This window comes from Mycobacterium paraintracellulare (assembly GCF_000276825.1).
Classification (GTDB): Bacteria; Actinomycetota; Actinomycetes; order Mycobacteriales; family Mycobacteriaceae; genus Mycobacterium; species Mycobacterium intracellulare.
In genome coordinates, this window is sequence record NC_016948.1 from 1,274,951 (window position 1) to 1,289,589 (window position 14,639).

Annotated in this window: 16 protein-coding genes; 10 read left to right on the plus strand and 6 right to left on the minus strand. The window is 68.3% G+C overall.

Annotated features, from left to right (window positions below):
• The first annotated feature begins 41 nt into the window (after window positions 1-41).
• The 7 genes from OCQ_RS06190 to OCQ_RS25845 all read left to right on the plus strand — a co-directional run bounded on the left by OCQ_RS06190 (window position 42) and on the right by OCQ_RS25845 (window position 5,794).
• On the plus strand, window positions 42-605 hold the full coding sequence (locus OCQ_RS06190; RefSeq protein WP_020188822.1) for an LOG family protein: 564 nt from the start codon (window positions 42-44) through the stop codon (window positions 603-605).
• Between the two features lie 75 nt (window positions 606-680).
• Complete coding sequence (gene fadD6 / locus OCQ_RS06195; RefSeq protein ID WP_009956208.1) at window positions 681-2,459, plus strand: long-chain-acyl-CoA synthetase FadD6; 1,779 nt, start codon at window positions 681-683, stop codon at window positions 2,457-2,459.
• A gap of 127 nt (window positions 2,460-2,586) precedes the next feature.
• On the plus strand, window positions 2,587-3,462 hold the full coding sequence (gene folP / locus OCQ_RS06200; protein WP_036397383.1) for a dihydropteroate synthase: 876 nt from the start codon (window positions 2,587-2,589) through the stop codon (window positions 3,460-3,462).
• Window positions 3,459-4,457: a glucosyl-3-phosphoglycerate synthase gene (locus OCQ_RS06205; RefSeq protein ID WP_014379457.1), complete on the plus strand. Its 999-nt coding sequence runs from the start codon at window positions 3,459-3,461 to the stop codon at window positions 4,455-4,457. Before folP ends, OCQ_RS06205 begins: the two co-directional genes overlap by 4 nt.
• 59 nt (window positions 4,458-4,516) lie before the next feature.
• A complete protein-coding gene (locus OCQ_RS06210; protein ID WP_014384059.1) occupies window positions 4,517-4,870 on the plus strand; it encodes a DivIVA domain-containing protein in 354 nt (117 codons plus the stop codon).
• 2 nt (window positions 4,871-4,872) lie between these two features.
• The gene (locus OCQ_RS06215) at window positions 4,873-5,454 is read left to right on the plus strand and encodes a DNA-3-methyladenine glycosylase I (protein ID WP_014384060.1); all 582 of its coding nucleotides are present in this window, start codon (window positions 4,873-4,875) and stop codon (window positions 5,452-5,454) included.
• 166 nt (window positions 5,455-5,620) lie between these two features.
• Window positions 5,621-5,794: a DUF3117 domain-containing protein gene (locus OCQ_RS25845; protein WP_003878471.1), complete on the plus strand. Its 174-nt coding sequence runs from the start codon at window positions 5,621-5,623 to the stop codon at window positions 5,792-5,794.
• Window positions 5,795-5,821: 27 nt separating this feature from the next.
• Here the strand turns inward: OCQ_RS25845 and glgA are convergent, their stop codons facing one another.
• Window positions 5,822-6,994, minus strand: a complete 1,173-nt coding sequence (gene glgA, locus OCQ_RS06220) for a glycogen synthase (protein ID WP_014384061.1) — start codon at window positions 6,992-6,994, stop codon at window positions 5,822-5,824.
• Window positions 6,995-7,150: 156 nt separating this feature from the next.
• Between glgA and glgC the strand changes: the two genes are divergently transcribed.
• Window positions 7,151-8,365, plus strand: a complete 1,215-nt coding sequence (gene glgC, locus OCQ_RS06225) for a glucose-1-phosphate adenylyltransferase (protein ID WP_008254617.1) — start codon at window positions 7,151-7,153, stop codon at window positions 8,363-8,365.
• A gap of 113 nt (window positions 8,366-8,478) precedes the next feature.
• Here the strand turns inward: glgC and OCQ_RS06230 are convergent, their stop codons facing one another.
• The 5 genes from OCQ_RS06230 to OCQ_RS06250 form a co-directional block, all read right to left on the minus strand.
• A complete protein-coding gene (locus OCQ_RS06230) occupies window positions 8,479-9,153 on the minus strand; it encodes a methyltransferase family protein (RefSeq protein WP_009956312.1) in 675 nt (224 codons plus the stop codon).
• Window positions 9,154-9,160: 7 nt separating this feature from the next.
• Entirely contained in the window at window positions 9,161-10,804 is a 1,644-nt protein-coding gene (locus OCQ_RS06235; protein ID WP_014384062.1) for an ABC transporter permease, read from the minus strand.
• On the minus strand, window positions 10,801-11,766 hold the full coding sequence (locus tag OCQ_RS06240) for an ABC transporter ATP-binding protein (RefSeq protein ID WP_014941451.1): 966 nt from the start codon (window positions 11,764-11,766) through the stop codon (window positions 10,801-10,803). The genes OCQ_RS06235 and OCQ_RS06240 overlap by 4 nt, the downstream gene beginning before the upstream one ends.
• Entirely contained in the window at window positions 11,756-12,394 is a 639-nt protein-coding gene (locus OCQ_RS06245; RefSeq protein ID WP_009956308.1) for a TetR/AcrR family transcriptional regulator, read from the minus strand. Before OCQ_RS06245 ends, OCQ_RS06240 begins: the two co-directional genes overlap by 11 nt.
• A 72-nt stretch (window positions 12,395-12,466) precedes the next feature.
• Entirely contained in the window at window positions 12,467-13,135 is a 669-nt protein-coding gene (locus OCQ_RS06250) for an O-methyltransferase (RefSeq protein WP_009956306.1), read from the minus strand.
• 201 nt (window positions 13,136-13,336) lie between these two features.
• Here OCQ_RS06250 and sigE point away from each other — a divergent pair, with 201 nt between their 5' ends.
• Window positions 13,337-14,092 carry an RNA polymerase sigma factor SigE gene (sigE, locus tag OCQ_RS06255; RefSeq protein ID WP_014384063.1) on the plus strand — a complete coding sequence of 252 codons (756 nt, stop codon included), beginning with the start codon at window positions 13,337-13,339 and terminating at the stop codon, window positions 14,090-14,092.
• Between the two features lie 141 nt (window positions 14,093-14,233).
• On the plus strand, window positions 14,234-14,629 hold the full coding sequence (gene rseA, locus OCQ_RS06260) for an anti-sigma E factor RseA (RefSeq protein WP_020821917.1): 396 nt from the start codon (window positions 14,234-14,236) through the stop codon (window positions 14,627-14,629).
• The last annotated feature ends 10 nt before the right edge of the window (window positions 14,630-14,639 follow it).

Consider the following 14,639-nt stretch of genomic DNA (forward strand, 5'->3'; position numbering starts at 1 on the left):
ACATATGAGCGGTGATCGCAATTGGTCTACCTTTGGCGGATATGCCCGGGGAACGCGATTCAGCCCGCGAGTGGGCGGTGTGTGTGTACTGCGCGTCCGGTCCGCAGCATCCCGAATTGCTCGGTGTCGCTGCAGAACTCGGCGAGGCCATCGCGGAGCGCGGCTGGACGCTGGTGTGGGGCGGTGGCCGCGTTTCGGCGATGGGCGCGGTGGCGAGCGCGGCGCGGGCCCGCGGGGGCCGGACCGTCGGCGTCATCCCCCAGGTCTTGATGCGGCGCGAGATCGCCGACGCGGACGCCGACGAGCTGATCGTCAGCGACACCCTGCACGAGCGCAAGCAGATCATGGAAGACCGCGCCGACGCGTTCATCGCGCTGCCGGGCGGCATCGGCACCCTCGACGAGTTGCTCGACACCTGGACCACGGCCTACCTCGGTCTCCACGACAAACCCATCGTGCTGCTGGACCCCGTCGGCCACTACGAGGGGCTGTGGACGTGGTTGTGCGGCTTGCTCGACAGCGGTTACGTCTCCCAGGTGGCGATGGACCGATTGGTGCTGGTCGACAAGGTGGGCGCGGCGCTGGACGCGTGCGCGCCCGGCTGAGCCCGCCGGCCCGTCCCAGCCCCTACTAGGCTGTCCGCCGAGCTTGACTTTTACCAAACGAATCGAGGGGATCACGTGTCCGATCGTGACGGGGGAGCGCGCACGGCGGTCAAACTGACCGACATCGCATCTCGGGTGCCGGCCGTGCTGGCCGACCTGCCGGTGATCGCGCGCGGCGTGCTGACCGGGCTGGCGGCCCAGCCGGGGTCCAAGAAATCGATCGGCACGGTGTTCCAGGAGCGGGCCGCCCGCTACGGCGACCGGATCTTTTTGCGCTTCGGCGACCAGCAACTGACCTACCGCGACGCCAACGCGGCCGCCAACCGGTACGCCGCGGTGCTGGCCGCGCGCGGCGTCGGCCACGGCGACGTCGTCGCCATCATGCTGCGCAACTCGCCCAACGCCGTGCTGGCCATGCTGGCCGCGGTCAAGTGCGGTGCGGTCGCCGGCATGCTCAACTACCACCAGCGCGGCGAGGTCCTCGCGCACAGTCTCGGCCTGCTGGAGGCCAAGGTGCTCATCGCCGAGACCGATCTGGTCAGCGCCGTGGCGGAGTGCGGGGGCTCGGGCGGCACCCAGACGCTGACCGTCGAAGACCTCGAACGGTTCGCGGCGAGCGCCCCGGCCACCAACCCGGCGTCGGCGTCGGCCGTGCACGCCCGGGACACCGCGTTCTACATCTTCACCTCGGGCACAACCGGTTTCCCGAAGGCCAGCGTCATGACGCACCTGCGCTGGCTGAAGGCGCTCGCGGCGTTCGGCGGCATCGGGTTGCGGCTCAAGAGCTCGGACACCCTCTACTGCTGCCTGCCGCTGTACCACAACAACGCGCTGACGGTCGCGTTGTCGTCGGTGATCACGTCGGGAGCGACGCTGGCGCTCGGCAAGTCGTTCTCGGCGTCGAAGTTCTGGGACGAGGTCATCGCCAACGATGCGACGGCGTTCATCTACATCGGCGAGGTGTGCCGCTACCTGCTCAACCAACCGGCCAAGCCGACCGACCGAGCGCACAAGGTGAGGGTGATCGCCGGGAACGGCCTGCGCCCGGAGATCTGGGACGAGTTCACGAAACGGTTCGGGATCGCGCGCGTCTGCGAGTTCTACGCCTCCAGCGAGGGCAACGCCGCGTTCATCAACGTCTTCAACGTGCCCCGCTCCACCGGTGTCTTCCCGATGCCGTTGGCCTACGTCGAGTACGACCCCGACACCGGCGCCCCGCTGCGCGGCGACGACGGGCGCGTGCGCCGGGTGCCGGCCGGGGAGCCGGGCCTGTTGCTCAGCCCGGTCAACCGGCTGCAGCCGTTCGACGGCTACACCGATCCGGAGTCCAGCGAAAAAAAGTTGGTGCGCAACGCTTTTCGTGAGGGCGACTGCTGGTTCAACACCGGCGACGTGATGAGCCCGCAGGGCATGGGACACGCGGCGTTCGTCGACCGGCTGGGCGACACGTTCCGCTGGAAAGGCGAAAACGTGGCCACCACCCAGGTCGAGGCCGCACTGGCATCCGATGACTCCGTCGAGGACTGCACGGTCTTCGGGGTCGAGGTGCCGCGCACCGGCGGTCGCGCCGGGATGGCCGCTGTCAAGCTGCGCGACGGCGCCGAGTTCGACGGGCAGTCGTTGGCCCGCGCCGTCTACGAGCAGCTGCCCGGCTACGCGCTGCCGCTGTTCGTGCGGGTGGTGGAGTCGATCGAGCAGACCACGACCTTCAAGAGCCGCAAGGTGGAGTTGCGCGAGCAGGCCTACGGCCCCGACGTCGAGGACCCGCTCTACGTGCTGGCCGGACGCGACGAGGGCTACGTGCCGTTCTACGACGAGTACCCCGACGAGGTGGCCGAGGGTAAACGCCCGTAGGGCCGGCAGCGCCGATCGGCCGGTCGCGAGCGTAACCACACTGCGAGAGGGCGAGTCGGATTTCGCAGTGCCGTCACGCTCGCGACCTGGCACTGCACGCTGTTCGGCGACCAGGCACCATAGACGCGTGCAATCGTCGTTCTGCGGCCGTCCCGTGTCAGCCGATCGCGCGCTGATCATGGCGATCGTCAACCGCACCCCGGACTCGTTCTACGACAGGGGCGCGACCTTCAGCGACGAGGCCGCCCGGGCGGCCGTGCACCGGGCCGTGGCCGACGGCGCCGACGTCATCGACGTGGGCGGCGTCAAGGCCGGCCCGGGCCAAGAGGTCGACGCCGACACCGAGATCGCCCGGCTGGTGCCGTTCATCGAATGGTTGCGCGACGCCTATCCCGACCACGTGATCAGCGCCGATACCTGGCGCTCCGAGGTCGCCAAGGTGGCCTGCGCGGCCGGGGCGGACCTGATCAACGACACCTGGGCCGGCGTCGACCCCGCCCTACCGGAGGTGGCCGCGGAGTTCGGGGCGGGTCTGGTCTGTTCGCACACCGGCAACGCGCAGCCGCGCACGCGCCCGTTCCGGGTGAACTACGGAACCGCCACGCGCGGCGTCGTCGACGACGTGATCGCCCAGGTCACCGCCGCCGCCGAGCGGGCGGTCGCGTGCGGGGTGGCGCGCGACCGAGTACTGATCGACCCGACCCACGACTTCGGCAAGAACACCTTCCACGGGCTGCTGCTGTTGCGGCACGTCGGCGATCTCGTCGATACCGGGTGGCCGGTGCTGATGGCTTTGAGTAACAAGGACTTCGTCGGGGAGACTCTGGGTGTGGAATTGACGGAGCGGCTCGAGGGAACGTTGGCGGCCACCGCGCTGGCCGCGGCCGCCGGTGCGCGGATGTTTCGCGTGCACGAGGTCGCCGCCACCCGCCGGGTGCTGGAAATGGTGGCGTCGATCCAGGGGACGCGCCCGCCGACCCGCACGGTGAGGGGGCTCGCATGACGATGTCGGACCTGGTCGCCGGCGATCTGGCCAGCGACGGGATGCTCGCCGCGAGGCCGGGGGACACCTGGCTGGGCGACCGCAGCTGGAACCGTCCGAGCTGGACCGTCGCCGAGCTGGAGGCGGCCAAGGCCGGGCGGACCATCTCGGTGGTGCTGCCGGCCCTCGACGAGGAAGACACCATCGAGTCGGTGATCGACAGCATCTCACCGCTGGTTGATGGGCTGGTCGACGAGCTGATCGTGTTGGACTCCGGCTCCACCGACGACACCGAGATCCGGGCGGTCGCCGCCGGCGCCCGCGTGGTCAGCCGCGAGCAGGCGCTGCCCGAGGTGCCGATACGGCCCGGCAAGGGCGAGGCGTTGTGGCGGTCGCTGGCGGCCACCCGCGGCGACATCGTGGTGTTCGTCGACTCCGACCTGATCAACCCGCACCCGATGTTCGTGCCGTGGCTCGTCGGCCCCCTGCTCACCTGCCCACCCTCCCGCGGGATTCACCTGGTCAAGAGCTTCTACCGGCGGCCCCTCAACGTCGCCGACGTGGGCGGCAGCGCGGGCGCGACCGGCGGCGGGCGGGTCACCGAGCTGGTGGCCCGGCCGTTGCTCGCGGCGCTGCGCCCCGAGCTGGGCGCAGTGCTGCAGCCGCTGGGTGGCGAATACGCGGCCACCCGCGAATTGCTGACGTCGGTGCCGTTCGCCCCGGGCTACGGCGTGGAGATCGGACTGCTGGTGGACACCTTCGACCGGCTGGGGCTGGACGCGATCGCCCAGGTCAACCTGGGCGTGCGGGAGCACCGCAACCGGCCGCTGGCCGAGCTGGGCGCGATGAGCCGCCAGGTCATCGCGACCCTGCTGTCGCGCTGCGGGATCCCCGACTCCGGGGTCGGCCTGACCCAGTTCGTGGCCCACGGGCCCGACGGCGAGGGCTACACCCAGCACACCTCGCCGGTGTCACTGGCGGACCGGCCGCCGATGCAGGCGATCAGGCCCCGGTAGCCGCCGACGCGGTCACGCTGGGCATCGCCGTGTCGGCGGCATAGGGCAGTATCGATCCCGTGGCGTTGGTGTTGCTGTACCTGGTGGTCCTGGTGCTGGTGGCGATCGTCCTGTTCGGCGCGGCCAGCCTGTTGTTCGGTCGCGGCGAGCAGCTGCCGCCCCTGCCCCGGGGGACGACGGCGACCGTGCTGCCCGCCTACGGGGTGACCGGCTCCGACGTCGACGCCGTCAAGTTCACCCAGACGCTGCGCGGATACAAGACCAGCGAGGTGGACTGGGTGCTGGACCGCCTCGCCCGCGAGCTGGAGGCCCTGCGCGGCCAGCTGGCCGCGGTGCACGCCGCGCCCGCCGCCGACCAGGACACCGAGGACGATTCGGCGGAACCCGGCGAGGGCGAGGATCGTCAGGACTGAATGTGAGCGAAGACGAGCTGGTTCGGTGCAGCTGGGCGGCCATTCGGCCCGGGCCGGACTTCGAGATGTACCGCGATTACCACGACCAGGAATGGGGTCGCCCGCTGCACGACGGGGTGGCCCTGTTCGAACGGATGAGCCTCGAGGCCTTTCAGAGCGGCCTGTCGTGGCTGATCATCCTGCGCAAACGGGAGAATTTCCGGCGCGCGTTCTCCGGTTTCGACATCACGACGGTCGCCGAGTACGGCGACGACGACGTGCAGCGGCTGATGGCCGATCAGGGAATCGTGCGCAACCGCGCCAAGATTGACGCGACGATCGCCAACGCGCGCGCGGCCGCCGAGCTGGGTACTCCGGCGGACCTGGCGGAGCTGCTGTGGTCGTTTGCGCCGTCGCCGCGGTCACGCCCGGCCGACGCATCCCAAATTCCCTCGGCCACTGACGAATCGAAGGCCATGGCCCGTGAACTCAAGCGGCGCGGGTTCCGCTTCGTCGGTCCGACCACCGCCTACGCGTTGATGCAGGCAACCGGCATGGTCGACGACCATATCCGGGGTTGCTGGGTGCCCGCGACCGCCCGCTGAGCACACAGTTGTGGGTCTTTGTACGAGCGGTGACCTGGATAGGGAACAATGGAGGGGTGATAAGTCAGTTCGTGGCCGGGCATGGCTTGAAGTTCGCTGGCGGGGCGTGCTCGGTGCCGACCAGGTCCGCGCGGGCGGGCCAGCTCGAACCTGGAGGGAGCACTCGATGGCGGCGATGAAGCCCCGGACCGGAGACGGTCCTCTTGAAGCAACGAAGGAGGGGCGCGGCATCGTGATGCGGGTACCACTTGAAGGTGGAGGTCGACTGGTCGTCGAGCTGACGCCCGACGAAGCCGCTGCCCTCGGTGACGAACTCAAGGGCGTCACAAGCTCCAGCTAGGGCTTGCCGCCGAACGATTCGGCGGTGCTACGCACACACCTTCCGATAGATCTCCAGGGTCTGCTCGGCGACGTGGGCCCACGAGAACTCCTCGACGCAGCGTTGGCGTCCCGCCTTGCCGTAGCGCTGCGCTTTTCCGCGGTCGGCGACGAGCTCGTTGACCGCCTCGGTCAGTCCGGCCCGATAGCCCGCCACATCGCCGGGGTCGTAATGCACCAAAGTCCCGGTGACCCCGTCGGCGACCACCTCCGGGATCCCGCCCACATCCGAGGCCACCACCGCGGCCCCGCAGGCCATCGCCTCCAGATTCACGATGCCCAACGGCTCATACACCGACGGGCACACGAAAACCGCTGCGGCCGATAAGATTTCGCGCAACTCGCCGATGGGAAGCATTTCCCGGATCCAGAAGACGCCGGTGCGTCCGCGGGCCAGGCCGGCGACCGCATCCCGAATCTCCTCGGCGATCTCCGGGGTGTCGGGCGCCCCGGCGCACAGCAGCACCTGCGCCTCCGGGCTGAACCGGTGGGCGGCCGCCACCAGGTGCGCGACGCCCTTCTGCCGGGTGATGCGGCCCACGAACACCACCAGAGGACGGTCCGGATCGACACCCAGTGCGGCCAGCATCGACTCGCCCTGCGATGGGGCCGCCGGGCACCACACGTCGGTGTCGACGCCGTTGCGGATGACGTGCACGGCCCCGGGATCCAGCGCGGGGTAGACGCGCAGGATGTCCTCGCGCATCGCGGAGCTCACCGCGATCACCGCGTCGGCGGCCAGCACCGCGGTGTGTTCGACCCAGGTCGAGATCCGGTAGCCCCCGCCGAGTTGTTCGGCCTTCCACGGGCGCAGCGGCTCGAGCGAATGCGCGGTCAACACGTGCGGGACGTCATAGAGCAGCGCGGCAAGGTGCCCGGCCATGCCGGTGTACCAGGTGTGTGAATGCACCACGGTGGCCGCCGATGCCGCGTTGGCCATCAGCAGGTCGGCGGACAGCGTCGTCATCGCCGCGTTGGCGCCATGCAACCGCGGGTCGGGCTGATGCACCTGCACGCCCTGGGCGCCCGGCCGGGGTGCCCCCATGCAATGCACGTCCACCGCGCACAGCCGGCGCAATTGGCTGACGAGTTCGGTGACGTGTACGCCCGCCCCTCCGTAGACCTCTGGGGGGTATTCCCGAGTCATCATCGCCACCCGCATACCCGCACGGTAGTTCCGCGACGGGGACGGCCGCGAGCCGGGCGGCACCCTCGGTGCGCCCGCGCAGCCAAATACCTTGACAGACAGCCCCACAGAACGCGGGCAATAGCCCCTTCCCCCTGGCAGCGTTTCGCGGCGGCCGATAGGTTTGACACCATGAGGGAAGCACCACACGTGCTGGGCATCGTCCTGGCCGGCGGTGAGGGCAAGCGGCTGTATCCGCTGACCGCGGATCGCGCCAAGCCCGCGGTTCCCTTCGGCGGCGCCTATCGGCTGATCGACTTCGTGCTGTCCAACCTCGTCAACGCCCGCTATTTGCGGATCTGCGTTCTGACGCAGTACAAGTCGCATTCACTGGACCGTCACATATCACAGAACTGGCGGTTGTCCGGCTTGGCCGGTGAGTACATCACCCCGGTGCCCGCGCAGCAGCGGCTCGGTCCGCGCTGGTACACCGGTTCGGCCGACGCGATCTACCAGTCGCTCAATCTGATCTACGACGAAGACCCCGACTACATAGTGGTTTTCGGCGCCGACCACGTGTACCGGATGGATCCCGAGCAGATGGTCCGGTTCCACATCGACAGCGGGGCGGGCGCGACCGTCGCCGGCATCCGGGTGCCGCGCAGCGAGGCCACCGCGTTCGGGTGTATCGACTCCGACGAGTCCGGGCGCATCCGCCAATTCGTGGAGAAGCCGCTGGATCCGCCCGGCACCCCGGACGACCCCGAGACGACGTTCGTGTCGATGGGCAATTACATCTTCACCACCAAGGTGCTCATCGACGCGATCCGCGCGGACGCCGACGACGACCATTCCGATCACGACATGGGTGGTGACATCATCCCGCGACTGGTCGACGACGGGATGGCCGCGGTGTACGACTTCAGCGACAACGAGGTGCCCGGCGCCACCGACCGTGACCGGGCCTACTGGCGTGACGTCGGAACGCTCGACGCGTTCTACGACGCACACATGGACCTGGTGTCGGTGCATCCGGTGTTCAACCTCTACAACAAGCGCTGGCCGATCCGCGGCGAGTCGGAGAACCTGGCGCCGGCAAAGTTCGTCAACGGCGGTTCCGCGCAGGAGTCGGTGGTGGGCGCCGGCAGCATCATCTCGGCGGCCTCGGTGCGCAACTCGGTGCTTTCGTCCAACGTCGTGGTCGACGACGGCGCGATCGTGGAGGGCAGCGTGATCATGCCCGGCGCTCGCGTCGGCCGTGGCGCGGTGGTGCGCCACGCGATCCTGGACAAGAACGTCGTCGTGGGGCCGGGCGAGATGGTCGGGGTGGACCTGGAGAAGGACCGCGAGCGCTTCGCGATCAGCGCCGGCGGTGTGGTCGCGGTGGGCAAGGGCGTCTGGATCTAGCTCGGTCACGCACCGCGAAGCGTGCTTCGGCGCCGACATTGCGAAAGTTGTTGATCCGCAACATCGTCGCGCCTGGTGGCGCCGACGCCGGGCCAATACCCTCGGCGCGCCGGCTACCAGAGGTAGGGAACCAACCGGTAGCGCACGCGCTCGGCGTATTCGCGGTACCCGGGCAATTCGTCGAAGAGGAGCTTCTCTTCGTCGAACATGCGCAGCGCGAGCACGATGGTGCCGGGGATGACGAAGAGCAGCCCCCAATACGAGTCGAGCGCCAGGGGGATACCGATCATCATGATCACGTTTCCGACGTACATCGGATGGCGCACGAATCGATACAGGCCACCGGACACCAAGGTCTGGTCCGCTTCCACCGTGACCGTGGCGCCGGCATAGTTGTTCTGGACGATCACCAGCATGGCGATGCCGAGCCCGGTCGCCACCAGCAGATCGCCGAGCAGCGACAGCCAGACCGGTACCGACGACCAGCCGAACCGATGATCGAGCGCGCTGAACACCATCGTCGCGAAGAGACCCAGGAACGAGGCGGTGATGATGAACTTCTGCGAGGTTCGGGGTTCGGCCCGCGGGCCGGCACGCATGCGCCGCTGCAGGGCCGCGGGGTTGGCCCTGCTCAGGTAGACCGTGGGCACGATGGTCGCCACCGTGAACACGGCGATGAAAACCCACGCCTGCCAGTAGTGCAGCGTGCCCGCCGGCAAGAGCAGGATCAACACCCACGAGAGAATGCCTCCGAGGGATGTCGTCGTCACGCGGATCCCGGTTTTCATCTCGCTCCTAGCAGCGTAGATCGCGGCGCCGAAAAGCCAGGGCGCCCAGAATTACCAACCCTACGTCGATGGCCAGTAGGCATAGCAAGGGCACGGCGGTGAAATCGGCGCCAATTCTCGGGATGTGCCCGAACGGTTCCAGGTCGAGCAACCACTGCGGGAACCGGGCCAACGATCCGATCAGGTACAGAGCGATGAAACCGATCAGCACGCCCCAGGCCACCGGTGTGAACCGCGGCGCGACGCCGAATACGCAGACCGTCACGGCCGACAACAGCCAGACGGCCGGGAGTTGGACCGCCGCGCTTGCGACGACCATCGCGAGTTTGCCGCCCACATCGCCGGCCGCGATGCCGTAGACAACTCCGGCGGTTACCCCGCAGGCCAGCATCGCGAGCGCGGATCCGCCCAGCGCGGTCACCAAATGGCTCGCGAGCCAACGAGTTCGCGACACCGCGCCGGCCAGCACCGTTTCGGCTCGCTGGCTGGATTCTTCCTGGTGCAACCGCAACGTGAGCGAAACGGCGAACGCGGCGGCCACCATGCCCATCATGGCGAAAGCCACGGCGATGAAGGCCTGCTCGAGGGCGCTGGTGCCGCCCATCCGCGCGACGATATCGCGGGCCGGACCGCTGTCGCCCAGCTCGTCACCGATGCCGTGCACCACGCTGCCCACCAGCAACCCGTATAGGCACAGTCCGACCGTCCACAACAGCAGCGCGGCCCGGTCGAGACGCCACGTCAGCCCGAACGCGTTGCCCAGCGCCGGCGCGGCGGTCGCGGGACCGGGCCGCTCCGCGATGAGCCCCGCGCCGACGTCACGGCCGGCGAGCAGCCAATACGCCACCATGGTCAACGCGGACGCCGTGACCAGGTGCAGCAGCAGCACCCACCAGCGATCACCCGCATACGGTTTGACCAGTAGCGACCACCCCAGCGGAGACAGCCACGACAGTGTGCCCGACCCGGCGTCGCCGACGGCGCGCAGCGTGAACGCGGTTCCCAGGACGGCGAACGCGGCACCGCGGGCGAACCTGGCGCTGGGCGACAACTGCGCGGTCACCGCGGCGACCGCGGTGAACACCAGGCCGGAGCAGGCCAGCGCCGCACCGAACGCCAGTGACCCGGCCGCCGGGACGTCGGTGCTCAGCAGGCCGGCCGCGCCGATCGCGCCGGTGCCGAGCGAGGCCCCGAAAGACAGCAGCAGCGCCGCGCTCAGGCTGGCGTAGCGACCGATCGCGGTCGAGTCCACCAACTCGGTCCGTCCGTTCTCCTCGTCGGCGCGGGTGTGCCGGATCATCGTGAGGATGACGGCCACCGCGATCAGCACGTGGAACATCCCGGCCTTCCAAATCCCCACGGCGCCAAGGCTGTCGCTGTAGACCTGGCCATACAGCGCACGCTGGGCCGGGCTGGCCATGATGGAGGCGGCGAACCCGGCACGGGCGGCCTCGGTGGGGTAGATCTTTTCGATGCTGCCGACGTACACCGTCGCCAGCGGCACCGACAGCAGAAACACCCACAGCGGCAACGAGAGCCGATCCCGGCGCAGGTATAGCCGCAACATCGCAAGCGTTCCGGAGAAGTTCGAACTGCGCTGGGGCGCAGGCGATGCCGACGCGTGAGGCCGGTCCAGTGTGGTCGCGCTCATGACAACGACACCTTTTGCGCATCGCGCCCGTGCCGGCCGTCGCCGCCGGACGCGTCTCCGGACGTGTCATAGTGGCGCAAGAAGAGCTCTTCGAGCGTCGGCGGCTGGCTGACGAGACTGCTCACGCCGGCGTCACCGAGCACGCGGATGAGCTCACCCAGGCTTTCGCTATCGACCTGGGCGCGCAGCGTATTACCCTCGACGCTGATGTCCTCGACGCCCTTGATCCGCCTGAGATCGCCCGGATCGCCGATCATTTCGGCCCTGATCGAGGTGCGGCTCAGATGCCGCATGGAGCTCAGCGAACCACTTTCGATGGTCTTGCCCGCCCGGATGATCGTCACGCGTTCGCACAACGCTTCCGTTTCGGCCAGGATGTGGCTGGACAACAACACCGTCGTGCCCCGGTCACGGGCCTGCGCCACGCACTGTTGAAACACGTTCTCCATCAGCGGGTCCAGTCCACTGCTGGGCTCGTCCAGGAGCAACAGCCTGGCATGGGACGAGAACGCCGAGATGAGGGAGACCTTCTGGCGGTTGCCCTTCGAATACGTGCGGGCCTTCTTGTGCGGGTCCAAATCGAAGCGCTCGATCAGCTCCGCGCGGCGCCGCTTGTCGATGCCGCCGCGCATGCGGGCCAGCAGGTCGATGGTCTCTCCACCTGTCAGCGACGGCCACAGCGTCACATCACCAGGAACGTAAGCGATTTGACGATGCAGCGCAACGGATTGGGTCCAGGGATCACCGCCCAGCAACCGCACGCTACCGCTGTCGGCCTTCACCAGGCCCAGCAGGATGCGGATCGTGGTGGACTTCCCGGCGCCGTTGGGGCCGAGGAATCCGTGGACCTCCCCCTCTCGCACAGTGAGATCGAGGCCGTCCAGCGCCTGCACCGCGCCGAATCTCTTGGTGAGGCCCCGGATTTCGACAGGGGCGGAGCCGACTGAATTTTCAGGTGCCATGGAATTCTCCTTGATCTTCGGCAGCCAGGAACGCGTCGTACATGGTCCGGTCGGTCAGCAGCCCTTCGGTATAGACCTCGAGGGCGGGCAGGATCATGTCGCGCGAGTAGTCGCGCAGCACCGCGCGCAGATCCGTTGGTGTGTCGTGCATTTGGATGTAGAGCAGGAATCCGCCGCCTCCGGTGATCGCCAGATACTTGGCCCGGGCCTGGGGATCGCGGCTGGGTTTGATCGTCCCTGCGCGCACGCCCTCTTCCATGTACCCTTCCGTGTTGTCAATCATCCTGCGCCACATCATGTTCGCTAGATCGCCGCCGGTCTGCATGCTGCGCACCAGGTATGCCATCAGTGGTGCGTAGTCCTCGATCTCTGCCAACTGGGCGAACCAGGTGGCCGGGTCGTTGGACTGGATAGCCTCGGACTTGGTGTTGCGGATCTTTTCGGCGATGTAGTCCTCGCAGGCCTTGCGCAGGCCCTCCTTGGAGCCGAAGTGGTGGATCACCAGCGCGGCACTCACGCCCGCCGCTTCGGCGATGGCGCGAAGCCCGACACCGAACCCGTGCTCGCCGAACTGCTCGATGGCCGCATCGCGGATCCGGGCGGCGGCCGTCAGGTCGGCTGAACGCATGTTCAGTACACTAAACATGCGTTCAGCCCGCGGTCAAGGACGACCCGCGTCAAGAATTCGTAAAAGTGCGAATCAGTCGCGAACGGCGGCCAGGATGCCGTCGCCGAGCGGCACCAGCGCCGGGGTGAGCCGCTCGTCCTCGGCGATGAGGCGGGCCGCCTCGCGCACCGCCACCACCTCGGCGTCGCGGGCGGTCGGATCGCCGGCCCGCCCGCCCAGTGCGGCCCGGTGCACCACGATCACGCCGCCCGGGCGCAGCAACCGGACGCCCTCGACGACGTAGTCCGGCTGATCGATCGGGTCGGCGTCGATGAACACCAGGTCATAGGACTCGTCGGCGAGCCGGGTGAGCACCTCTTGGGCGCGGCCGCCGATCAGCCGGCTGCGCGACGGTCCGATGCCCGCCTCGCTGAACGCCTGCTTGGCCAGCCGCAGGTATTCGGGCTCGATGTCGATCGTGGTCAAGACGCCGTCGTCGCTCATGCCCGACAGCAACCACAAGCCGCTGACGCCGGCGCCGGTGCCCACTTCGGCGACGGCCTTGCCGCCGCTCAGCTTCGTAAGCATGCTCAACAACGCCCCGACGGCCGGCGTCACCGCGCCCGCCCCGATGTCGACGGCCCGCTCCCGGGCGGCGGCCAGCAGCGCGTCCTCCGATATCGATCCCTCGGCGTGGGCAAACAGCGATTCGGCCCGGCTGGGCGCCGTGTGGCCAGGGGCTTCTGCGTCGGTGCCGTCCATGCCCGCAGCGTATTCCAATTCATCGCACGAACGGACAGGCGTGCCTGAACCGCACGCTGGCGACACGCCCAAGAGGCCCGGCGCGTTTAAGGTCACCGCGCGGTGGATATTTCCTGCACAACGCAGGGCAAGAAACGGTTTCTCAGGCGCAGCTCAGATTGTTCATATACCGCACATACGCCGATACGCGACGGTGTCCGTATGGATCGCGGAGCGCGTTGGACGGGGAATACCGAATGGCAGCTGCCTGTTGCCGTCAATGACGAAGTGCCACTGGGTGGCGCACCCGATTCGGAGGAATTGATTATCACCACTCTTCTCAGTCCGTCCAGCATGTCGCACGCGCAAGAGCGCCCCACCGACGAGTGGGTGGAGCCCTCGGACGTCCCGCAGGGGACCGCGGTTTTCGACGCGACCGGGGACAAGGCGGCCATGCCGTCGTGGGACGAGCTGGTACGCCAGCACGCCGACCGGGTGTACCGGCTGGCCTACCGGCTTTCCGGCAATCAGCACGACGCCGAGGACCTCACCCAGGAGACCTTCATCCGGGTCTTCCGGTCCGTGCAGAACTATCAGCCGGGAACGTTCGAAGGGTGGCTGCACCGCATCACCACCAACCTCTTCCTCGACATGGTGCGCCGACGCGCGCGCATCCGGATGGAGGCGCTGCCCGAGGATTACGAGCGGGTGCCCGCCGACGAGCCCAACCCCGAGCAGATCTATCACGATTCACGGCTGGGGCCCGATTTGCAGGCCGCGCTCGATTCGCTGCCGCCGGAATTTCGCGCGGCCGTCGTCCTGTGCGACATCGAAGGCCTGTCCTACGAGGAGATCGGTGCCACCCTGGGCGTGAAGCTCGGGACCGTCCGCAGCCGCATCCACCGCGGACGCCAAGCCTTGCGGGACTACCTGGCCGCCCACTCCGGTCGGCAGGAACTGCGCGCCCAGTCGGCGTAGGCAGCGTCGCCCGCCTGTTTCGGCAGCGGAGCGATCAGGTAGATATTCAGCGGCTTTGCGCCCGTAGCTGCGGTATTGCGCACCGGCTCGCGCTACATTCGAGAGGAGGCGGCAATGAGAATGAGTGGCAAGGAGCTGGTAATGCCCGATCGAGGACATGTGTTCCGCCGCGCGTTCTCCTGGCTTCCCGCCCAGTTCGCCTCCCAGAGCGACGCGCCCGTGGGCGCACCCCGCCAGTTCGGTTCCACCGAGCACCTGTCCGTCGAAGCAATCGCCGCGTTCGTCGACGGCGAGTTGCGGATGAACGCTCACCTGCGGGCCGCGCATCACCTGTCGATGTGCCCCCAGTGCGCGGCCGAGGTCGACGATCAGAGTCGGACGCGCGCGGCGCTGCGCGACTCCCACCCCATCCGCATCCCCAGCACGCTGCTCGGCATGCTGGCCGAAATTCCCTACGACTCGCGCGACGACTCGACCGCGCCGGCCTCCGACCCCTTCGCCGACCGCGAGGCCCGCGAGCGGCGCAAGCGCCGATAGTCGGACCCGC